This is a genomic window from Streptomyces sp. NPDC001153 (assembly GCF_053598315.1).
Map to the genome: position 1 here is coordinate 38,322 of NZ_JBSFJZ010000030.1, position 20,051 is coordinate 58,372.

21 protein-coding genes are annotated in these 20,051 nt (G+C 70.4%); 9 read left to right on the forward strand and 12 right to left on the reverse strand.

Annotated features, from left to right (window positions below; translation table 11 throughout):
• Positions 1–134: 134 nt before the first annotated feature.
• A complete protein-coding gene (gene lysS / locus ACWDEN_RS30185) occupies positions 135–1,874 on the forward strand; it encodes a lysine--tRNA ligase (protein WP_450860923.1) in 1,740 nt (579 codons plus the stop codon).
• 95 nt (positions 1,875–1,969) lie between these two features.
• Here lysS and ACWDEN_RS30190 read toward each other — a convergent pair whose 3' ends face one another.
• From ACWDEN_RS30190 to ACWDEN_RS30200, 3 genes are all read right to left on the reverse strand, one after another.
• Entirely contained in the window at positions 1,970–3,214 is a 1,245-nt protein-coding gene (locus ACWDEN_RS30190; protein ID WP_351614894.1) for a DUF2637 domain-containing protein, read from the reverse strand.
• Positions 3,215–3,344: 130 nt separating this feature from the next.
• Complete coding sequence (locus tag ACWDEN_RS30195; RefSeq protein ID WP_450860925.1) at positions 3,345–4,235, reverse strand: DUF3558 domain-containing protein; 891 nt, start codon at positions 4,233–4,235, stop codon at positions 3,345–3,347.
• Positions 4,236–4,363: 128 nt separating this feature from the next.
• A complete protein-coding gene (locus ACWDEN_RS30200; RefSeq protein WP_450860927.1) occupies positions 4,364–5,239 on the reverse strand; it encodes a DUF3558 domain-containing protein in 876 nt (291 codons plus the stop codon).
• A 223-nt stretch (positions 5,240–5,462) separates the two neighbouring features.
• Between ACWDEN_RS30200 and ACWDEN_RS30205 the strand changes: the two genes are divergently transcribed.
• Entirely contained in the window at positions 5,463–6,656 is a 1,194-nt protein-coding gene (locus ACWDEN_RS30205) for an RtcB family protein (protein WP_450861015.1), read from the forward strand.
• A gap of 46 nt (positions 6,657–6,702) precedes the next feature.
• Here ACWDEN_RS30205 and ACWDEN_RS30210 read toward each other — a convergent pair whose 3' ends face one another.
• The 4 genes from ACWDEN_RS30210 to ACWDEN_RS30225 form a co-directional block, all read right to left on the reverse strand.
• Complete coding sequence (locus tag ACWDEN_RS30210) at positions 6,703–7,497, reverse strand: hypothetical protein (RefSeq protein ID WP_450860929.1); 795 nt, start codon at positions 7,495–7,497, stop codon at positions 6,703–6,705.
• A 196-nt stretch (positions 7,498–7,693) separates the two neighbouring features.
• A complete protein-coding gene (locus ACWDEN_RS30215) occupies positions 7,694–7,879 on the reverse strand; it encodes a hypothetical protein (protein WP_351614855.1) in 186 nt (61 codons plus the stop codon).
• Entirely contained in the window at positions 7,879–8,640 is a 762-nt protein-coding gene (locus tag ACWDEN_RS30220; RefSeq protein ID WP_351614858.1) for an SDR family NAD(P)-dependent oxidoreductase, read from the reverse strand. The genes ACWDEN_RS30215 and ACWDEN_RS30220 overlap by 1 nt, the downstream gene beginning before the upstream one ends.
• A gap of 53 nt (positions 8,641–8,693) precedes the next feature.
• Positions 8,694–9,032, reverse strand: coding sequence for a YnfA family protein (locus tag ACWDEN_RS30225; RefSeq protein WP_351614861.1), 339 nt, complete (start codon positions 9,030–9,032; stop codon positions 8,694–8,696).
• A gap of 127 nt (positions 9,033–9,159) precedes the next feature.
• On the opposite strand from ACWDEN_RS30225, the gene ACWDEN_RS30230 reads away from it, so the two are divergent.
• Positions 9,160–9,639 (forward strand): hypothetical protein, encoded by a 480-nt coding sequence (locus tag ACWDEN_RS30230; protein ID WP_351614864.1) that lies wholly within the window; start codon positions 9,160–9,162, stop codon positions 9,637–9,639.
• Positions 9,640–9,657: 18 nt separating this feature from the next.
• On the opposite strand, the gene ACWDEN_RS30235 is transcribed toward ACWDEN_RS30230, so the two are convergent.
• On the reverse strand, positions 9,658–10,062 hold the full coding sequence (locus ACWDEN_RS30235; RefSeq protein WP_351614867.1) for a winged helix-turn-helix transcriptional regulator: 405 nt from the start codon (positions 10,060–10,062) through the stop codon (positions 9,658–9,660).
• Positions 10,063–10,197: 135 nt separating this feature from the next.
• Here ACWDEN_RS30235 and ACWDEN_RS30240 point away from each other — a divergent pair, with 135 nt between their 5' ends.
• The 5 genes from ACWDEN_RS30240 to ACWDEN_RS30260 all read left to right on the forward strand — a co-directional run bounded on the left by ACWDEN_RS30240 (position 10,198) and on the right by ACWDEN_RS30260 (position 15,150).
• Positions 10,198–11,088: an NADP-dependent oxidoreductase gene (locus ACWDEN_RS30240; protein ID WP_450860933.1), complete on the forward strand. Its 891-nt coding sequence runs from the start codon at positions 10,198–10,200 to the stop codon at positions 11,086–11,088.
• A 79-nt stretch (positions 11,089–11,167) separates the two neighbouring features.
• A complete protein-coding gene (locus tag ACWDEN_RS30245; protein WP_450860934.1) occupies positions 11,168–12,292 on the forward strand; it encodes an LLM class flavin-dependent oxidoreductase in 1,125 nt (374 codons plus the stop codon).
• Complete coding sequence (locus ACWDEN_RS30250; protein ID WP_351614875.1) at positions 12,289–12,885, forward strand: CE1759 family FMN reductase; 597 nt, start codon at positions 12,289–12,291, stop codon at positions 12,883–12,885. Before ACWDEN_RS30245 ends, ACWDEN_RS30250 begins: the two co-directional genes overlap by 4 nt.
• A gap of 129 nt (positions 12,886–13,014) precedes the next feature.
• A complete protein-coding gene (locus ACWDEN_RS30255; protein WP_351614900.1) occupies positions 13,015–13,740 on the forward strand; it encodes a response regulator transcription factor in 726 nt (241 codons plus the stop codon).
• Positions 13,741–15,150: a sensor histidine kinase gene (locus ACWDEN_RS30260; protein WP_351614878.1), complete on the forward strand. Its 1,410-nt coding sequence runs from the start codon at positions 13,741–13,743 to the stop codon at positions 15,148–15,150.
• Between the two features lie 37 nt (positions 15,151–15,187).
• Here the strand turns inward: ACWDEN_RS30260 and ACWDEN_RS30265 are convergent, their stop codons facing one another.
• The 3 genes from ACWDEN_RS30265 to ACWDEN_RS30275 form a co-directional block, all read right to left on the reverse strand.
• A complete protein-coding gene (locus ACWDEN_RS30265; RefSeq protein ID WP_450860937.1) occupies positions 15,188–17,014 on the reverse strand; it encodes a phosphatidylglycerol lysyltransferase domain-containing protein in 1,827 nt (608 codons plus the stop codon).
• Between the two features lie 153 nt (positions 17,015–17,167).
• Entirely contained in the window at positions 17,168–17,443 is a 276-nt protein-coding gene (locus tag ACWDEN_RS30270) for a hypothetical protein (RefSeq protein WP_351614884.1), read from the reverse strand.
• Between the two features lie 122 nt (positions 17,444–17,565).
• Complete coding sequence (locus ACWDEN_RS30275) at positions 17,566–18,192, reverse strand: CGNR zinc finger domain-containing protein (protein WP_450860939.1); 627 nt, start codon at positions 18,190–18,192, stop codon at positions 17,566–17,568.
• A gap of 81 nt (positions 18,193–18,273) precedes the next feature.
• Here ACWDEN_RS30275 and ACWDEN_RS30280 point away from each other — a divergent pair, with 81 nt between their 5' ends.
• Positions 18,274–19,053, forward strand: a complete 780-nt coding sequence (locus ACWDEN_RS30280) for an MBL fold metallo-hydrolase (protein WP_351614889.1) — start codon at positions 18,274–18,276, stop codon at positions 19,051–19,053.
• 48 nt (positions 19,054–19,101) lie between these two features.
• On the opposite strand, the gene ACWDEN_RS30285 is transcribed toward ACWDEN_RS30280, so the two are convergent.
• A complete protein-coding gene (locus tag ACWDEN_RS30285) occupies positions 19,102–20,001 on the reverse strand; it encodes a LysR family transcriptional regulator (RefSeq protein WP_450860941.1) in 900 nt (299 codons plus the stop codon).
• Positions 20,002–20,051 lie beyond the last annotated feature (50 nt).

The window sequence follows — 20,051 nt, forward strand, 5'->3', positions numbered from 1 at the left end:
TCTCCTCGTGGGGATGGATAGTCCCAGCCAGTATCCCACGGCGGGTAAAGCCGTTTTCGCGGGCGCGAGCCCGTCTGTGAGAATGGGGTGTCACCCCGATCAGATGGAGTGCCACCCCGTTCAGAAAGAAGGACGTGCCGATCGTGGCTCAGAGCACCGAGACCACCGACTGGGTCTCCCGTTTCGCGGATGAGGTCATCGAGGAGTCGGAGCGCCGGGCCCCGGGCAAACCGGTCGTCGTCGCGTCCGGACTCTCGCCGTCCGGACCCATCCACCTGGGCAACCTCCGCGAGGTCATGACCCCGCACCTGGTCGCCGACGAGATCCGCCGCCGTGGCCACCAGGTCCGGCACCTGATCTCCTGGGACGACTACGACCGGTACCGCAAGGTCCCGGCAGGCATCGCGGGCATCGACGAGTCCTGGGCCGAGCACATCGGCAAGCCGCTGACCTCGGTGCCGGCACCGCACGGCTCCACGTACCCGAACTGGGCCGAGCACTTCAAGGCCGCCATGATCGCCTCGCTCGCCGAGCTCGGCGTCGAGTTCGACGGGATCAGCCAGACCGCGCAGTACACCTCCGGCACCTACCGCGAGCAGATCCTGCACGCCATGAAGCACCGCGGCGAGATCGACGCGATCCTCGCCCAGTACCGCACGAAGAAGGCCCCGAAGAAGCAGCAGCAGAAGGCCGTCGACGAGGCCGAACTGGAGGCCGAGGAGGGCTCGGGCGCCGCGTCCGAGGACGACGGCAGCTCCGGCTCCGCCGGGTACTTCCCGTACAAGCCGTACTGCGGCAACTGCGAGAAGGACCTGACCACCGTCACCTCCTACGACGACGACTCCACCGAACTCGCCTACACCTGCACCGCGTGCGGCTTCACCGAGACCGTGCGGCTCAGCGAGTTCAACCGCGGCAAGCTGGTCTGGAAGGTCGACTGGCCGATGCGCTGGGCGTACGAAGGCGTCGTCTTCGAGCCCAGCGGCGTCGACCACTCCTCCCCGGGATCCAGCTTTCAGGTCGGCGGCCAGATCGTCGGGATCTTCGGCGGCAAGCAGCCCATCGGGCCCATGTACGCCTTCGTGGGCATCAGCGGCATGGCGAAGATGTCGTCCTCGCGCGGTGGGGTCCCGACCCCGGCCGACGCACTGAAGATCATGGAACCGCAGATCCTGCGCTGGCTCTACGCCCGCCGCAGGCCCAACCAGTCCTTCAAGATCGCCTTCGACCAGGAGATCCAGCGGCTCTACGACGAGTGGGACAAGCTCGCGGCCAAGGTCACCGACGGCTCCGCCCTGCCCGCCGACGTCGCCGCGTACACCCGCGCCGTCGGTACGGCCGCCGCCGAGCTGCCGAAGACCCCGCGCCCGCTGCCGTACCGCACACTCGCCTCCGTCGCCGACATCACCGCCGGACACGAGGACCAGGCACTGCGGATCCTGTCCGAGCTGGACCCGGAACAGCCGCTCGCCTCCCTGGACGAGGCACGGCCCCGCTACGACAAGGCCGAGGCCTGGATCAACACACACGTGCCCGCCGACCAGCGGACCATCGTGCGCGACGAGCCCGACGCCGAACTGCTGAAGTCCCTCGACGAGGCCTCCCAGCAGTCCGTACGGCTGCTGCTCGACGGACTCGCCGAGCACTGGTCGCTCGACGGACTGACCCACCTCGTCTACGGCGTGCCCAAGGTACAGGCCGGCTTCCCGGCCGACGCCACCCCGAAGGAACTCCCCGCCGAGATCAAGACGGCTCAGCGCGCGTTCTTCGCCCTCCTGTACCACCTGCTCGTCGGCCGCGACACCGGCCCCCGGCTGCCCACGCTGCTGCTCGCGGTCGGGCAGGAGCGGGTACGGCGCCTGCTCGGAGAGTGAGCCGGTACACGTAACCGGTCCGCACAAGCACCGGTACGCACAAGCGGTAACGGAAAAGGGGCCCTCGACGGAGGGCCCCTTTTCCCGTGCGGACTCTAGGCGATGTGATTCTCTTCCAGCTCCGCGTTGAAGCGGTTGGTGAAACGCTTGACCATACGGTCGGCCTCACGGCTGGGAAGCTTCATGCTGAACGTCGCCTCCACCGCCTCGCCGAACTGATGCGGAGTGGGGAAGCTGCCGTCGATCGACTGACGGAAGACCTGGTAGTACGACTCCTCATCGGGCTCCGGGGCACCACCGCCCTCACCCAGCTCCCGGGTGCGGTTCGGGCCCACCGGAATGGGGAAACTGCCGGTCTCCTCGGGCGAGGGCTGCTGGAAGTCCTCCGGCTGCTGCTCCTCGTACCACTCCTCGTACTGTTCGTCCGGGGCGTACTGAGGCTCCTGCATCATCGGGTCATAGGCCGGGTCGTAGCCACCGTGGTAGTCGACCTGACGCTGAGCCTGGAACCAGGGACTCTGCTCGTCCACCGGGGGTTCCTCGGGGCGCTGCTCGCCGACAGGTACCGCCTGCTGCGGCACGGGTGCCGCCCCAACGGCACGACCGCCCGCGACCACGGCGCCGGCATCGCCCGCCGCCAGCCGCAGCTGCTGCGGCACGGCCGGCAACAGGACCGGTTCTATGCCCGCCGCCGCCAGGCCCGCCCCGGCCGTCTCCGCCAGCGGAACGCCGTACTTCGCCAGACGCAACGGCATCAGGGACTCCACCGGCGCCTTCCGGCGCCAGGCGCGGCCGAAGCGGGAGCGCAGGCGGGCCTGGTAGACGAGACGTTCCTGCTCCAGCTTGATCACCTGGTCGTACGAGCGCAGCTCCCACAGCTTCATCCGACGCCACAGCAGAAAGGTGGGAACCGGAGAGAGCAGCCAGCGCGTCAGACGGACACCCTCCATGTGCTTGTCCGCCGTGATGTCGGCGATCCGGCCGATCGCGTGCCGGGCCGCCTCCACCGCCACCACGAACAGCACCGGGATCACCGCGTGCATGCCGACACCCAGCGGATCCGGCCAGGCGGCGGCACCGTTGAACGCGATCGTCGCCGCCGTCAGCAGCCACGCCGTCTGCCGCAGCAGCGGGAAGGGTATGCGGATCCAGGTCAGGAGCAGGTCCAGGGACAGCAGGACACAGATACCCGCGTCGATGCCCACCGGGAAGACATAGGAGAAGTTCCCGAAGCCCTTCTTGATGGCCAGCTCACGGACGGCCGCGTAGGAGCCGGCGAAGCCGATACCAGCGATGATCAAGGCGCCGGTCACGACCACACCGATGAGAACGCGGTGCATCCGAGTCAGCTGCAGTGGCGCGGCCACTCGTACTCCCCTCCCCTTGCCTGTTGTTGCGCGCAACAGGGTGGCACACGCGAACGGCGAACGTGGTACCGGTCGGGACTTCGAACCCCTACGGACCGGTCGGTCAGTTCTTCTTCGTGGCCGACTTGGACGGAGAAGCGCTGGAAGAAGCCGACTTGGACGGGGACCCCGACGCCGACTGCGAGGGCGACGCCGAGACCTTCGCACCCGAACCGGCCGACGAGGACGAACCGTTGGCGGACTGCACCGCCCCGACCGCCTCCTTGACCGCACGCTCCGCCGCCTTCGTCAGTTCGTCGGCGTCCGGGGTCTGCTCACCCGCGAGACCGGCGCCGTTGTAGTCGAGCGTGACCACCACGTTCTCGACCCGCGCGACCACCGTCTGCTGCTTGAAAAGGCCTTCCTTCTTCTGCAGGTCGTACCGCACGGCCGTCGCCTCCGCCCCCGTACCCGACAGCGGAACCTCCTTGGTGTTCTTCGCACCGGCCACCGACTCGGCGTCCTTGACCTGCTGGGCGAAGTACGTGTGGGCCTGCGTGTCACCGGCACCGCGCGTGGCGTCCGAATCGAAACGGAGCAGGGACACGTTCAGCCACCGGAACTGCGACCCCTTCACACCGTTGTTGTCCAGACTGCTCCAGGAACAGGAGCCACGCAACGACGGATCGTCCGACCCGCCCTTCTTGCCCGACGTGCCCTTCGGCACCAGATCCGTCAGGGTCTTCTGCGACAGCACCGCACACGCCCCGGGCAGCTTCTGGTACGCGGCCGCCTGCACACCCGGGGACACGCTCGCCGTGGACTGCGCGCCGCTCCCCGCGGACTGCTGCGCACCACTGCCGGTGCCCTTGCCCTTGGAGTCACCCGAGCCCGACGAACAGGCGGCCGTGATCAACACCGCCGGCACGGCTGCCGCGCAGACAAGAACACGGCTCAGGCGCTTGCCACGCATCTGTCGCTGGGCACGGTCGTCTTGCTGGGCTGCTCGCTGCATGGTTCCTTCACTCATGACGCTCGGTGGTCGTGCGGGTTCCTGCGGGGCCCCACGGTACGCGGTGAAGGAGCTGTGCGGTTTCCGTTCGGATGCTTCGCGCGCGGCCGAGCCGACGGCCCCCCGGGCGGTCAACCGCCCAGCGCATCGTCCAGTTGAGAGGCCAGTTTACGGGCCCTGTCCTGCATTTCCTTGCTGTCCGGAACCGTTCCGACGGCCGTCGGCTGCTCCTCGTACTCGATGGTGACGACGACGTTGGACGTGCGGAACACCACAGTCACCGTCCGCTGCCCGACGGTCGAACCGGACGAACCGAGCTGGTCGTCGATATACGCCTCGTCACCGAGGTCCGACAGCACCCGGGGCTGCAGATCGGCCGTGGCGGAACCGGAGGGAGAGCCGGACGGAGAACCGGAGGGACTGCCGCTGGGCGCGGACGAGGAAACGGACGACGAGGACGACGAGGCGGACGACGACGGCGAGGCCGGGACCGAAGCCGAGGACGAGGCCGAGGACGAGGGCGCCGGTGACCCGCTCGTCGCCGCGGAACCGCTCGGCTCGGGAAGGTCGGCGGCCGACTCCAAGCCCTCGAACAGCTTCTTCGCCTGGTCGTCGTCGCTGACCGTGTTGTCGTACGACACCACGCGCTCGAAATCGACCGAGAGACGATCGGTGGCGTCGGCGGACTCCACCTTCCAGCGGCAACCCACCTTGCGATCGGTGTCGTAGGTGAGCGCGGCCTGGCCCTGGTAGGCCTTGTCCCGCTGGGCGGGGTCGGCGATCTGCCTGATGCCGGGCAGCATCGAGTCCAGGGTGTCGTGGCTGACCGCACCGCAGGGCTCCGGCAGCGTGCGGTACCTGCCCGGCTGGGCGGCGGCCTTGGCGGTGCCGGCGTCGCCCGGATTGGCGTTGTCCGGGGGGCTGTCACTGCCCGAGCCGCTCGTGCAGCCGGCCAGCAGCGCCGCGAGGAGAGCGGCGGTGCCGGTTACGTACGCCTTCCGCTGCACGGTCGGGCTCCTCTCGGGTGTGCGCTCGCTTGGTGCTCCAGTGTCCCCGCTGGTTATTCGCTTGCCGCAGCGGGGCGCCCCCTGGAGACAATGTCTATCGCACGCACTGCCGTGACCGCCGGTCCCTTGTCCTTTTTCACCGGCGTCGATGCTGCTTTTCCGGTTTGCCGCTTATAAGCGTTGTGTAAGCCTTTGTTGTCGTTTTCGGGGGAATGAGGAACGTATGTCGTACGTGGAGATGCCGGGCGCGAAGGTCCCGATCCGGATGTGGACCGACCCCGCGACGGTCGAGGACGTGGCCCTGCGCCAGCTCCAGAACGTGGCGACCCTGCCGTGGATCAAGGGCCTGGCCGTGATGCCGGACGTGCACTACGGCAAGGGTGCGACGGTCGGTTCCGTCATCGCCATGCAGGGCGCGGTGTGCCCGGCGGCGGTCGGGGTGGACATCGGCTGCGGGATGTCGGCGGTGAAGACGTCGCTGACGGCGAACGACCTGCCGGGTGACCTGTCGCGTCTGCGCTCGAAGATCGAGCAGGCGATTCCGGTGGGGCGGGGGATGCATGAGGATCCCGTGGAGCCGGGGGACTTCCATGGCTTGGCCACGGCCGGGTGGGACGACTTCTGGGGGCGGTTCGACGGGGTTGCGGAAGCCGTCAAATTCCGTCAGGAGCGGGCGCATAAGCAGATGGGGACACTCGGAGGCGGCAACCACCTGATCGAGTTGTGTCTGGATCAGACAAATTCGGTCTGGCTGATGTTGCACTCTGGTTCACGCAATATCGGCAAGGAACTCGCCGAGTACCACATCGGTGCCGCGCAGGGGCTCCCGCACAACCAGGGGCTGGTCGACCGTGACCTGGCGGTGTTCGTCTCGGACACCCCGCAGATGGCGGCGTACAGGAACGATCTCTACTGGGCGCAGGAGTACGCCAAGTACAACCGCGCGCTCATGATGGCGCTCCTGAAGGACGTGGTCCGCAAGGAGTTCAAGAAGGCCAAGCCGACCTTCGAGCCGGAGATCTCGTGTCACCACAATTACGTTGCTGAGGAGCGGTACGAGGGCATGGATCTGCTCGTGACCCGCAAGGGAGCGATCCGAGCCGGCTCCGGGGAGTTCGGGATCATTCCGGGCTCGATGGGTACCAGCTCGTACATCGTGAAGGGCCTCGGGAACGAGAAGGCCTTCAACTCGGCGTCCCACGGGGCAGGTCGGCGTATGAGTCGCAACGCAGCGAAGCGGCACTTCACCGTCAAGGACCTTGAGGAACAGACGCGGGGTGTGGAGTGCCGCAAGGACGCGGGGGTCCTGGATGAGATTCCGGGCGCCTACAAGAACATCGACCAGGTGATGGCGCAGCAGCGTGATCTCGTGGAGGTCGTGGCGAAGCTGAAGCAGTTCATCTGTGTGAAGGGCTAGGAATGCTGCTGGGCGCGGCGAACCCTCGCCGCGCCCAGCAGGCTGCTCAGGCGGGCAGCGGCACTACGCCGTGCAGCAGTTTCCAGCGGCGTACTTGGCAGGCGCTCTGGGAGTGGCCGAGTTGGGCTGCCGCGTGCGCGATCTTCGGAGCCGCGAGCAGGACTCGGTCCATTTCACTCGTCCACTCGATGCGGGGACGTCTGGGTTTTGATCCTGCGGGACGAACCCAGTTGGCCACGAGGTCGGCGGCCTCCCGCTTGCGCTGCAGAGAAAGGCAGCCGGGATAGTAGAGATGCTCGCTCAGGGCCTTGGCCGTCTCGGTGATGTAGGTGATGTTGTAGATGTCATCGCGTTGGTTGCGTCGAGGCGTGCGCTTGGTGCTCGTAGTCCCCTCTACGTAGAAGCACAGGTAGGCGACGATGGCCGTACTGGCTGTGGTCAGGGAGAGGAACGGGTAGCCCTGCGTGGTGAAGCCGACGGAGCCGTCTGCATCGATCAGGCCCCGCAGGTAATCGGGGCGGGAGAATTCGACCTGGGGCGGCGCAATCGTTCTTGACTTGCGTCCGTACGGAAGGCCGAGTTCGTTGATCCTGGTTCTGGCTTCCAGCGAACACAGGCTCCAGACGGCGGCGGAGTGTGTCTCGGCGAAGTTCGTGGACCGGGTGCGTTGGGTGACGCTGCTGTTGTACGGCGTCAACTTCTGGAAGGCCCTCAGGAGGTCGGCGTCTCGTGCGCTGAGCTCAACAGTCAACTTGCCCTTCTGCCCGGCGCCCTGTTGCAGATGCCCATCCGCCTGCAAGAACCCGAACATGTACGCGTACTCGGGCACCGTGAGATCCATGAACCGGTGCCCGATAGGCTCGCATTCAGCCACAGGGAAGCCTCCACTTCCGTGCTGGTGAGGCCCTCAGCGGGGCTGCATCCCTGCTGAGGGCCGTCGAATTGATCGTGTGGCGCGAGCCTGGGGCGCCTGTTCGGTTGTTGATCGGGTGATCTGCGAGGTTCCCTCGTGTGAGTGAACGAGCCTGTCCGTCAGGTCACTTCGCGTGCCGTACCGCGTAGATCATCACGAAGGCCACGAGGTGGATGCCGAAGAGGAAGTAGCCCAGGAAGTACCAGACCTTGCGTTCGTCCCTGGTCTCCTGGGCCAGGCGCCGTTGTTCCAGGCTCTCCAGGGCGTCGGCGGAGGCGGGGGTCTCGGGGAGGTCGGGGGACTCGGGCATCACGGCTCCCTGTGGACCTTGGTGTTGGAGGCCTGGGCGCGGGGGCGGAGGACGAGGAGGTCCACGTTGACGTGGCTGGGGCGGGTGACGGCCCAGGTGATCGTCTCCGCGACGTCGTCCGCCGTGAGGGGCTCGGCCACGCCCTCGTAGACCTTGGCCGCCTTGGCCTCGTCGCCGGCGAAGCGGGTCAGGGCGAACTCCTCCGTCTTCACCATGCCGGGGGCGATCTCGATGACGCGGACCGGCCGGCCGACGATCTCCAGGCGGAGGGTCTCGGCGAGGACGTGGGCGCCGTGCTTGGCGGCGGCATAGCCGGCGCCGCCCTCGTAGGTGCCGTGGCCTGCGGTGGAGGAGACGACGACGATGGTGCCGTCACCGCTGGCCACCAGCTTGGGCAGCAGGGCCTGGGTGAGGTTCAGGGTGCCGATGACGTTCGTCTCGTACATCGTGCGCCAGTCCGCCGGGTCGCCGGTGGCCACGGGGTCCGCGCCGAGGGCGCCGCCCGCGTTGTTGACCAGGACGCCGATGGTCTGGAAGGCCGTCGCGAACTCGTCGACGGCCGCGCGGTCGGTCACGTCCAGCGGGTAGGCGACCGCCGAGTGGCCCGCCTTGGTCAGCTCCTCCGCCAGTGCCTCGATGCGGTCCTTGCGGCGGGCGGTGAGGACGACGCGGTAGCCGGCCTCGGCGAGCTGCCGGGCCGTGGCGGCGCCGATGCCGCTGCTCGCACCGGTGACGACGGCGATGCGGGACGCGGGGGCCATGGGCAGCTCCTGGAGTTCGGGTGGCTTACGGCTCCGTCCAGCGTAAGTGAGGCTCAGGCGCCGTTCCTCGGGGCCCACATGATCACGGCCATGCCGGCCAGGCAGATCAGCGCCCCGGTCACGTCCCAGCGGTCGGGGCGGTAGCCGTCCGCGACCGCGCCCCACAGCAGTGAGCCGGCGACGAAGATGCCGCCGTACGCGGCCAGGATGCGGCCGAAGTGGGCGTCCGGCTGGAAGGTGGCGACGAAGCCGTACGCGCCGAGGGCCAGGACCCCGCCGGTCATCCACAGCCAGCCCCGGTGCTCGCGTACGCCCTGCCAGATCAGCCAGGCGCCGCCGATCTCGAAGACGGCGGCGACGACGAAGAGGGCGGCGGAGCGGAGGATCGACATGGGCAGCAGCCTGTCATGCGGGGTGTGGGAGCCGGTGCGTGGCTTGTCACCTGTTGGACGGCGCCTGCGCCGTGGTCTGCGTGGCATACATCCGTTCAGCAGTGGGATCGATCGCGAGCGTGGAGTGGTGAGCGGCGTGCGGATGCGGACGTGGATGGTGGCGGGGGCCTTGGCCGGTGTGCTGTCGGCGTCGGGGGCCGCGGTGGCCGCCCCGGCTCCCGTGCCCGAGGCCGATCTGTCCTTTCACGGGACGGCGGTGATGAGCGGCGACGAGGTCGAGGTGAAGCTGACCCCGCGCAACGACGGTCCCGCCGCCGTGCCGGACGCGACCGTGCGGCTGCGCTGGTCGGTGGCGCTGGCCGAGGGGCAGCAGTTGCCGGCGCGGTGTGTCCGGGAGGACGAGCGGACGGTGGTGTGCGGGACGGGTGCGCTGGCCGTGAAGGGGGCGGGTGAGCAGCTGGACGTGCCGGTGCGGCTGGGGGAGACGTCGTCGGAGGTCACGCTGGAGATCGAGAAGGTGTGGGGCGGTGGCACGACGGGCAAGGACCACACGAACGACCGGGTGCGGGTGCTGGTCCTGGACACCGGGGACTCGTACGCCTTCTGAGGCCCGCTGGTCAGGGGTTCAGGCGGGGTTCTGCGTGTCGTAGTGCTCGCGGGCCGCTCGTACCTCCTCGAAGTGGGTCTCGGCCCAGTCCTTCACGGCGGTCAGCAGGCCGGCGAGGCCGGCGCCGAGGGGGGTGAGGGCGTAGTCGACGCGGACGGGGACGGACGCGGTGATGGTGCGGCTGATGATGCCGTCCCGTTCGAGGGTGCGCAGGGTCTGGGTGAGCATCTTGGGGCTGACGCCGGCGATCGTGCGGCCGAGGTCGCTGTAGCGCTTGGGGCCGCCGGACAGGGCGGCGATGACCAGGCTGACCCACTTGTCGCTGAGCCGGCCGAGCAGCTGGTGGGAGGGGCATGCGCGCAGGAAGGCGTCGTAGTCGGCGCGGGCCTGTTCGCGGCGCTGGGCGGCGGTCGTGGTCGCCATGGGCTCTTCCCTTCGGGACAGCTACGCACTCTCAGGTAACTACTTACCAATGGATAGTAGCTCTCCTGCGGTTGGTGCTGCGGCCGGAAAGGTGCCGCGGAGTCATCAACTGCCTTGTGTGTGGGGAGAGTTGTCATGCGTGCTGCTGTGGTGAGGGCGTTCGGCGGGCCGGAGAGCGTGGAGATCGCGGATGTCGCGGTGCCGGAGCCGGGGGCGCGGCAGGTGCGGATCAAGGTGGCCGCGGGTGCACTGAACCCGGTGGACGCGGCCGTGCGCGCCGGTGTCTTCGGCGGGGCCGGCAAGACCCTGGGGCTCGGCTGGGACGTGGCCGGGACGGTGGACGCGGTGGGTGCGCCCGCCTCCTGGGAGGCCGGCGATGCGGTGGTGGCGCTGGTGGCGGGGGTTGCGGATCCGCTGGGGGCTCATGCCGAGTACGTCGTCGTGGACGCGGAGGCCGTGGCCGCGGCGCCGGCCTCGGTGGACGCGGCGCACGCGGGCACCCTGCCGCTGAACGGGCTGACCGCGCTGCAGGCCCTGGATCTGCTGGATCTCGCGCCGGGTGACCGGCTGCTGGTGACCGGGGCGGCGGGTGCGGTCGGCGGGTTCGCGGTGCAGCTGGCCGCGCACCGGGGGATCGAGGTGACCGGGCACGGCCGGGCGGGCGACGAGGAGCTGGTGCGTTCCCTGGGTGCCGCGCGCTTCACGGAGGGCGGGGTGGAGCCGGGGAGTGTGGACGCGGTGCTGGACGCCGCCGTGCTGGGGGTGCCGGCGCTCGCGTGGGTGCGGGACGGGGGCGGGTTCGTCGCGGTCCGTGACGGGGTGCTGCCGGAGGCGGAGCGGGGGGTGCGCACGCGGAACGTGTGGGTGCGGGCCGACGGTGCGCAGCTCGCGGAGCTGGTCCGGCTGGTGGACGAGGGTGTGCTGACCCTGCGGGTGGCGGAGACGTTCGCCCTGGAGGAGGCGGCCAAGGCGCATGCGCGGCTCGCGGAGGGCGGGGTGCGCGGGCGGCTGGTGATCGCGCCCTGAAGGGGGCTGGAACAACCAGGGGCGGGGAACTGTTCGACGGGTATAGTTGAACAGTAAACAACCTGGAGGGTGAGCGACCATGCAGTTCGGGATCTTCACGGTCGGCGACGTCACGCCGGACCCCACCACGGGGCGTACGCCGACCGAGGCGGAGCGCATCAAGGCCATGGTCGCCATCGCGCTCAAGGCCGAGGAGGCCGGCCTGGACGTCTTCGCCACCGGCGAGCACCACAACCCGCCGTTCGTGCCGTCGTCCCCGACGACCATGCTCGGCTATGTGGCGGCCAGGACCGAGAACCTGATCCTCTCCACGTCCACCACCCTGATCACCACCAACGACCCGGTGAAGATCGCGGAGGACTTCGCGATGCTCCAGCACCTGGCCGACGGGCGTGTCGACCTGATGACGGGCCGCGGCAACACCGGGCCGGTCTACCCCTGGTTCGGCCAGGACATCCGGCAGGGCATCAATCTCGCCCTGGAGAACTACGCCCTGCTGCGCCGGCTGTGGCGCGAGGACGTCGTGGACTGGGAGGGCAGGTTCCGCACACCGCTGCAGGGCTTCACCGCCACCCCGCGCCCGCTGGACGGCGTACCGCCCTTCGTCTGGCACGGCTCCATCCGCTCCCCGGAGATCGCCGAGCAGGCGGCCTACTACGGCGACGGCTTCTTCCACAACAACATCTTCTGGCCGGCCGACCACACCAAGCGGATGGTCGAGCTGTACCGGACCCGGTTCGCCCACTACGGGCACGGCACGCCCGAGCAGGCGATCGTCGGCCTGGGCGGCCAGGTGTTCATGCGGAGGAACTCGCAGGACGCGGTGCGCGAGTTCCGGCCGTACTTCGACAACGCGCCGGTCTACGGCCACGGGCCCTCCCTGGAGGACTTCACCGACCAGACCCCGCTGACCGTCGGCACGCCGGAGCAGGTGATCGAGAAGACCCTGACCTTCCGCGAGTACGCCGGGGACTACCAGCGCCAGCTGTTCCTGGTGGACCACGCCGGTCTGCCGCTGAAGACCGTGCTGGAGCAGATCGACATGCTCGGCGAGGAGGTCGTACCGGTACTGCGCAAGGAGTTCGCGAACGGCCGCCCCGCGGACGTGCCGGAGGCGCCGACCCACCGGTCCCTGCTCGCCGCCGCCCAGAAGGACGCGCAGAAGGACGCGCAGAAGGACGCACGGAAGGAGAACGTCGCATGAAGCTCGTCGTCGTGTCCGCGGGACTGAGCGTCCCGTCCTCCACCCGGCTGCTGGCCGACCGGCTCGCCACCGCCGTGGCGCGCCGGGCGGAGGTGGAGGTGGAGGTCGTCGAGCTGCGGAACCTCGCCGTCGAGATCGCGCACAACTTCACCAACGGGTTCGCCGGGAAGGCGCTCGCCGCCGCGCAGGACGCGGTGGCGGGGGCCGACGGGCTGATCGTCGTCACACCGGTGTTCAGTGCCTCGTACAGCGGGTTGTTCAAGTCGTTCTTCGACGTGCTGGACAAGGAAGCGCTGGTGGGCAAGCCGGTGCTGATCGCCGCCACCGGGGGTACGGCCCGGCACTCGCTGGTGCTGGAGCATGCGCTGCGTCCGCTGTTCACCCATCTGCGGGCCGTGGTCGTGCCGACGGGGGTGTACGCCGCGTCGGAGGACTGGGGCGAGGAGGGACTGCCCGGGCGGATCGAGCGGGCGGCGGGCGAGCTGGCCGGCCTGATGACGGGGCTGCGGGGGGCCGCGCCCGGGAGGACGGCCGGGCCGCTGGTCGTACCGTTCGAGGAGCAGCTCGCCCGGCTCGGCGCTCAGGCGAGGTGAGAAGACGGTAGGGCGGCGGGCCGGGTTGCCCGTGTGACGGTGAGAGAGGGGTAAAAAGCGTGATCGTAGGTCCGCTCGCCCCGACCGAACCGCTTCAGGCCTTGGCAAACTGGGTGCGTGCCCCAGACTGTGCTGCTCGCTGAAGACGACCGTGCCATCCGTCATGCCCTGGAGCGTGCCCTGACCCTGGAAGGGTACGAGGTGACGGCGGTGGCCGACGGTGTCGAGGCACTGGCACAGGCCCACAAGACGCCGCCGGACGTCCTCCTGCTCGACGTGATGATGCCGGGGATCGACGGGCTCCAGGTCTGCCGGGTGCTGCGCGCGGAGGGCGACCGCACCCCGATTCTCATGCTCACCGCCCTCGTGGAGACCGCCGACCGCATCGCGGGCCTGGACGCCGGCGCCGACGACTACGTGGTCAAGCCGTTCGACGTCGAGGAGGTCTTCGCCCGGCTGCGCGCCCTGCTGCGCCGCACCAGCCCGGTGCCCGCCGGCAACGGCAACGGCACCGGCGGCGGCGAGAGCGGCGGCCGGGAGCCCCAGCTCTCCGACCGGCAGGTCGAGGCCGCCGGTATCCGCATGGACCTGCAGGCCCGCCGGGCCTGGCGCGGCAAGCGCGAGCTGGAGCTGACCCGCACCGAGTTCGAGCTGCTGGAGCTGCTCGTGCGCAACGCGGGCATCGTGCTCGACCACTCCACGATCTACGACCGGATCTGGGGCTACGACTTCGGGCCCGGCTCGAAGAACCTCGCCGTCTACGTCGGCTACCTGCGCCGCAAGCTGGACGAGCCCGGCGCACCGCAGCTGATCCACACCGTGCGGGGCGTGGGTTACGTGCTCCGGGAGGACTAGGTGAGCCGGCTGCGGCGGCTGCTGGCGCCCGGCCGGCCCAAGCTGGTCTCCTTGCGCACCACCTTCGCCGTCTCCTTCGCGGCCGTCACCGCCGCCGTCACGATCCTCGTCGGCATCCTGTCCTACGGCAGTGCCGCACGGCTGGTCCGGGTCGACCAGCAGTCGGTGTTCACGCAGGTCGTGCAGGACGTGCGGGGCGAGGTGCGGCAGCACGAGATGGTTCCCGAGGACTTCTCCTCCTCCCGCCCCGGGCACGACCTGGTCCGGCCCGCCCGCACCGATGTGCAGGTGCTCGGCGCGCAGGGCCAGATCGTGGACCGCGGCAACCCCAGCCTGCCCGTCACCTCCCGTGACAAGGCCATGGCGCTCGCGACGACGGCGGGGAAGGTGGTCCAGCACAAGGACGTGCCGGTGGACTCGGACGTGTACCGCATCGCCACCGTCTCGCTCGGTGACGGGCGGGGCGCGGTCCAGGTCGCGCAGGAGTTCAGCGACACCGAGGACCTGCTGCGCACGCTGCAGCAGCGCACGCTGATCCTGATGGCGGCGGTCGTGGTGGCAGCCGGTCTGTTCGGCTGGTGGCTGGCCCGCCGGATCACCCGGCGCCTGGTGATCCTCACCTCCGCCGCGGAGGACGTGGCCCGCACCCGCCGGCTGGGCATCGAGGTGCCGGTCGCCGGTCTGGACGAGGTGGGGCGGCTCGGCCGCGCCTTCGACCGCATGCTGGGCCGCCTGGCCCAGTCCGAGGAGGACCAGCGGCGTCTGGTGCAGGACGCGGGCCACGAACTGCGCACCCCGCTGACGTCCCTGCGCACCAACATCTCCCTCCTCCGCCGTATCGACGAACTGCCGCCCGCCACCCGGGAGGACCTCGTCGCCGACCTCACCCAGGAGGCGCGGGAGCTGACCGACCTGGTCAACGAGCTGGTCGACCTCGCGGCGGGGCAGTCGGACACCGAGCCGCCGCAGCGGGTGGACCTCGCCGACATCGCCGAGGACGTCATGGGGCTCGCCAAGCGCCGTACCGGGCGCGAGATCGTGCTGCGCACCAGCGGTGACACGACGACCGACGGGCGGCCCGGGATGCTTCAGCGGGCCATGTCGAACCTGGTGGAGAACGCGGCCAAGTTCGACCGGGGGGGCAAGGAGCCCATCGAGATCAGCATCACCGGGCCCGCACGGTCGGGGACCGTGCGGGTGGAGGTGCTGGACCGGGGGCCGGGTATCGCCGAGGGCGACCTGATCCGGATCTTCGACCGCTTCTACCGCGCCGCGGACGCCCGCTCCCTGCCCGGCTCCGGCCTCGGCCTGTCCATCGTTCGCGAGGTCGCCATGGCACATGGCGGAGCACCGTTCGCCTTCCGGCGGGAGGGCGGAGGAGCGGTGATCGGTTTCACCGTGGGCGGGTGAGCGCCGTGGCGTTGTGAAGTGAGCGGCTTCCTTCGGCTCAGGACTCCCGGCCGCCCATACCCGGCAGCGTGAGGAAACCCTCCGCCCGGGCGCTCGCCAGGCCGATCCTGGGGATGTCGCTGCTCTTGGCGAAGAGCAGGAAACGCGGTTCCCACACCGGGCGGTACTTGGCGTTGGCACGGTAGAGGGACTCGATCTGCCACCAACGTGAGAAGAAGGTGAGGGTCGAGCGCCAGATCCGGAGGACCGGGCCCGCGCCCAGACGGGCGCCGCGTTCGAACACCGAGCGGAACATCGCGAAGTTCAGCGACACCCGCTTGATCTCCAACTCCTTGGCGCGCAGCAGAAGCTCCACGACCATGTACTCCATCAGGCCGTTCTCGCAGTCGCGGTCGCGGCGCATCAGGTCCAGGGAGAGGCCGTGCTCGCCCCAGGGCACGAAGCTGAGCAGGGCGCGCGGCTCGTCGTTGGCGTCGCGGCACTCCAGCATCACGCAGCGGCCGTCCGCCGGGTCGCCGAGCCGGCCCAGGGCCATGGAGAAGCCGCGCTCGGTGGCGCCGTCGCGCCAGCGGTCGGCGCGCTCGACGAGCAGGGCCATCTCCTCGGCGGGGATGTCCTCGTGGCGGCGGATGCGGACGGTGTAGCCGGCCCGCTTGACCCGGTTGTGGGCCTGGCGGACCACGCGCATGGCGCGGCCCTCGAGGGTGAAGTCGGCGATGTCGACGATCGCCTCGTCGCCGAGTTCCAGGGCGTCCAGGCCGTGCCGGGCGTAGATGGTGCCGGCCTCCTCGCTCGCGCCCATGACGGCGGGGGTCCAGGCGTGCCGGCGGGCCTCGCTGAGCCAGGCGTCGATGGCGCCGGGCCAGGCCTCGGGGTCGCCGATCGGGTCGCCGGAGGCGAGGGAGACCGCGCCGACGACGCGGTAGGTGACGGCGGCCTTGCCGGTGGGGGAGAAGATGGCGGCCTTGTCGCGGCGCAGCGCGAAGTAGCCGAGGGAGTCGCGTGCGCCGTGCTTGTCGAGCAGGGCCCGCAGCCGGGTCTCGTCCTCCTCGGTGAGCAGCTTCCGGCCGCGCGGGGAGCGGAAGCAGGCGTACAGGACCAGGCAGAAGGCCGCGGCGAGCAGGATGTTGAGGATGATGTCGACCCAGCGCGGGGAGTGCACGGAGTCGACCCGGTCGGCGAGTGGGCCGACGCTGATGCCGCGCAGCAGGCTGTAGGCCAGCTCTTCCAGCAGAGGGGCGTGGGGCAGCTTGTTGGTGGCGTGCACGAGCAGCGTGCCCAGACCGCCGGTCAGCAGGAGCCCACCGGCGCCGACGGCCAGCGCGAGCTTCGGGTTGGAGGGGTCGCCGATGGCGTTGAACTCACGGCGGCCGATCAGCAGGGCGGCCACGAAGAGCCCGGTGAGGGCGGTGGAGACCCAGTTGAAGGCGTGGTCGCGGAACGGGTGCTGGGTGAGCGCGAGGACGTAGAGCACGAACAGGGGGCCCGCGCACAGCAGGTTGACCACCCAGGCGGCCCGCTTGCCGCGCCGCATCACCAGCGCCAGGAAGATCGCCGCCGCGGCCGAGACCAGACCCGCGGTGGCCAGGTACGGCGTGAAGAACTGGCCGGCGTGGTGCGTGTGCGCGTGGACGTGGCGGGCGGTGAAGAGCTTGCCGTCGTTGTGTTCCTGCACCTCTTTGCGGAACGGCAGCGACATGACCGCGATGATGTTGAAGACGGCGATCAGCCGCAGGTACCACACGGTGGCCGAGGCCGCCCGCGCGCGCAGGCGGGGGCCCGGCACGGGCAACTGGGGGATGCGGCGGGAACCGCGCTGGGCGGGGACCTGCGAGGAGATCAGGGTCTGCTGCTGAGCGGACATGGTGACTGGTCACCTTGAGATGAGGGGGGACGGGGCGACCTCGGTCGAGGCCACCCTTGACCCTACAGCTTGTCAGGTAGTCCGGTTGGGCCGTGTACCGGACAGGAGCGTACCCACAACCGCTCTTACCCGGCCCTTCCGATGCCGTGCCTCTTACCCGGCCCTTCCCCTGCCGCGCCGGGCCGTCATCAGATGCCAGCCCAGGTTGCCCACCGCCGCGCCGGCCGCGACCGCGGCGACGATCACCCCGCCGGTCGCGAGCCCGTCGCTGAACAGGTGCGGCCGCCGGTCGAGGCTGTGCAGTCCGAACCCGCACAGTTCATACACGCCGACGGCGGCGATCACAAGGCTGACGGCCAGCAGGGTCAGTGTCGGTGCCAGGCTGCGCACACAGACCTCGCCGCCGGCCTCCGTTTCCGTGTCCTGCATGGATCCCCCGATGAACAGACGAATGAACAGCCCTGCGATCGCTGGCGGTTGGGAACCTACAATACGTAGGGTCGGCCGGGGGGACGGTGAGGGCGCGGGGGCGGGTCTCCGCCCGGTCCCGCTCAGTCTTCTTCCTCCGTGCGGCCCGTCCGGCGGGCGTAGGCGCGGGCCGCGCGGGCGCGGTCGCCGCAGCGGGTGGAGCACCAGTGGCGGCGGCCGTGGCGGAGCAGGTAGCGGTTGCAGGGGGCGGAGCCGCAGGCGGTGAGGCGGTCGGCGTCGGGGCCGGTGAGCAGGTCGGCGGCGTCGGCGGCGAGGGCGGCCAGGGCGTGCTCGACGATCTGGGTGGTCGGGTGGGCCGTGGCGCGGTGCAGGCCCTGCTCGGCCGACCAGCGCAGCAGGGAGGCGGCCGGGGCGAGGGTGAGTGCCTCGTTGACGGCGTAAAGGGCGTCGCCGGGGGCGGGGCGGCCCTCGATGCGGGAGGCGAGCAGCGGGCGGATGTGCTCCCGCAGTGACCGCAGCCGGCTCGCGCAGGTCTCGCGCAGGCCGGCGCCGGCCGGAGCGAGCCCGCGGTCCACCAGCCAGCGCTGTGCCCGCGCGGGCGTGTCGATCAGGTCGACCCGCTGTCCGCCGGGCAGGACGATCGCGCTGTTGGCGAGGTCGAGGGCGAGATGCTCGGCGGCGCCGGGCGCGGGCGGCGGGACCGGGCCGGCGCTTTCTTCGGCGGGGGTCGGGGAACTCATGCTTCTCATGGTACGGCTTGCCGCCATCCGTGAGAGAGGTATAGCGTGTCTCACGGATGACGCTCCTACTATCCGTGAGGTGAGAGTTCCATGGCTGCTGCTGTCCGTGCCGGTGATTCCGGCGAGCAGATTCCGGTCCGCGTCCTCGGCGGCCCCACCGTCCTCATCGAGTACGGCGGACTCCGCCTCCTCACCGACCCCACCTTCGACGACCCCGGCGACTACCCGTCGCCCAGCGGCCGCACCCTCACCAAGACCGCGCCGCCCCGCACGAGCGCCGCCGAACTCGGCCCGGTGGACGTCGTCCTGCTCTCGCACGACCAGCACGCCGACAACCTCGACCACTCCGGCCGCGCCCTGCTCGCCGCCACCCCGCGCACCCTCACCACCCCCGCCGCGGCCGCCCGGCTCGGCGGCACCACCGAGCCGCTCACCCCCTGGCAGTCCGTCGAGCTGGCCCGCCCCGACGGCGGCACGGTCACCGTGACCGCCGCCCCGGCCCTGCACGGTCCCAAGGGCTCCGAGCCGCTCGTCGGCGAGGTCACCGGCTTCCTGCTGACCTCCGCCGACCTGCCCAGCGTCTACGTCAGCGGCGACAACGCCTCCCTGGACCTGGTCCAGGAGATCGCCGACCGCCACGCCCCCGTCGACACCGCCGTCCTCTTCGCGGGCGCGCCCAGGATGCCCGTCCTCGACGACGCCCTCCTCGTCCTCGACGGCCAGGGGACGGCCGCCGCCGCCCGGCTGCTCGCCGCCCGCCGGGTGGTCCCGGCCCACTGCGACAGCTGGGCCCACTTCACCGAGACCCGCGAGGACGTGGTGAAGGCGTTCGAGGAGGCAGGCCTGGCGGACCGGCTCCAGCTGGACTGAACCGGAAGAGGCCCTCGACGAGGGGGGGCTGTGCGGCGCCGGAGCCCGTCAGGTCCGTGCGGGCGGCTGTCGGACGCCGAGGACCTCGAGCATCGCCCGGGTCGCCGGGCTGGGGTTGAACCGGCTCCAGGCCAGATACTCCAGGCGTCGCGGTCCGTCGAGCACCGGAACCAGGGCCAGCCGGGAGTCGTCGTCGGCGAGCGGTCGGATGAACGCCGACGGCAGCAGAGCGATGCCGAGCCCGCGCCCGATCAGCCGGGTGATCAGCTCCACGACCCCCGCCTCGTACGCGACGTCACGGGACAGACCCGCGGCGGCGAAGGCCCGGTCGGACTGGGCGCGGGCGGGCGTCCCGGCCACGAAGTCCACGAAGGTCTCGCCCGCGATCTCCGCCAGCGTGACCCGCGGGGCGCCCGCCAGCCGGTGCCCGGCCGGCACCACCAGGACATGCCGGTCGTGATCGAGCACGACGGTCTCCACCCCGGCCGGCCGCTCACCCTCCGGCAGGCCCAGGAAGGCGATGTCCAGCTCCCCGGCGCGGATCGCCGCCGCCATCTCGTCACTGCGGCCGGACCGCAGGACGACCCGGACCTCCGGATGCCGGGCGCGGTAGCGCTGCAGCAGCTCGGGCACGTCGACGGCGGCCGCGGTCACGATCACGCCGACCGCCAGCCGCCCGCGCACCACCCCGGTCGCGGCCGCCGCGTCGGCGACCGCGCGGTCGGCGGCGGCCAGGCACTCGCGCGCGCCCACCAGGAACGCCGCGCCGGCGCCGGTCAGTTCGACCCGGCGGCTGGACCGGGCGAACAGCCGCACCCCCACCTCCCGCTCCAGCGCGGCGATCCGATGGCTCAGCGCCGACTGCACCACCTGACACCGTTCCGCGGCACGGGTGAAGTTGAGGGTGTCGGCGACGGCGACGACGTAGCGCAGCTGCTGAAGATCCACGGATCAATCGTGCTCGTTCATGGCTGTGATGACAACCATGCTTTGGAATC

Excerpts from the sequence above, each read along its gene's own strand:
- ACWDEN_RS30190 (WP_351614894.1), bottom strand. The coding sequence starts at position 3,214 with ATGCACCGCGTTCTCATCGGTGTGGTCGTGACCGGCGCCTTGATCATC.
- ACWDEN_RS30195 (WP_450860925.1), bottom strand. The coding sequence starts at position 4,235 with ATGCAGCGAGCAGCCCAGCAAGACGACCGTGCCCAGCGACAGATGCGT.
- ACWDEN_RS30205 (WP_450861015.1), top strand. The coding sequence starts at position 5,463 with ATGTCGTACGTGGAGATGCCGGGCGCGAAGGTCCCGATCCGGATGTGG.
- ACWDEN_RS30210 (WP_450860929.1), bottom strand. The coding sequence starts at position 7,497 with ATGGATCTCACGGTGCCCGAGTACGCGTACATGTTCGGGTTCTTGCAG.
- ACWDEN_RS30215 (WP_351614855.1), bottom strand. The coding sequence starts at position 7,879 with ATGCCCGAGTCCCCCGACCTCCCCGAGACCCCCGCCTCCGCCGACGCC.
- ACWDEN_RS30220 (WP_351614858.1), bottom strand. The coding sequence starts at position 8,640 with ATGGCCCCCGCGTCCCGCATCGCCGTCGTCACCGGTGCGAGCAGCGGC.
- ACWDEN_RS30225 (WP_351614861.1), bottom strand. The coding sequence starts at position 9,032 with ATGTCGATCCTCCGCTCCGCCGCCCTCTTCGTCGTCGCCGCCGTCTTC.
- ACWDEN_RS30235 (WP_351614867.1), bottom strand. The coding sequence starts at position 10,062 with ATGGCGACCACGACCGCCGCCCAGCGCCGCGAACAGGCCCGCGCCGAC.
- ACWDEN_RS30240 (WP_450860933.1), top strand. The coding sequence starts at position 10,198 with ATGCGTGCTGCTGTGGTGAGGGCGTTCGGCGGGCCGGAGAGCGTGGAG.
- ACWDEN_RS30245 (WP_450860934.1), top strand. The coding sequence starts at position 11,168 with ATGCAGTTCGGGATCTTCACGGTCGGCGACGTCACGCCGGACCCCACC.
- ACWDEN_RS30250 (WP_351614875.1), top strand. The coding sequence starts at position 12,289 with ATGAAGCTCGTCGTCGTGTCCGCGGGACTGAGCGTCCCGTCCTCCACC.
- ACWDEN_RS30265 (WP_450860937.1), bottom strand. The coding sequence starts at position 17,014 with ATGTCCGCTCAGCAGCAGACCCTGATCTCCTCGCAGGTCCCCGCCCAG.
- ACWDEN_RS30270 (WP_351614884.1), bottom strand. The coding sequence starts at position 17,443 with ATGCAGGACACGGAAACGGAGGCCGGCGGCGAGGTCTGTGTGCGCAGC.
- ACWDEN_RS30275 (WP_450860939.1), bottom strand. The coding sequence starts at position 18,192 with ATGAGAAGCATGAGTTCCCCGACCCCCGCCGAAGAAAGCGCCGGCCCG.
- ACWDEN_RS30280 (WP_351614889.1), top strand. The coding sequence starts at position 18,274 with ATGGCTGCTGCTGTCCGTGCCGGTGATTCCGGCGAGCAGATTCCGGTC.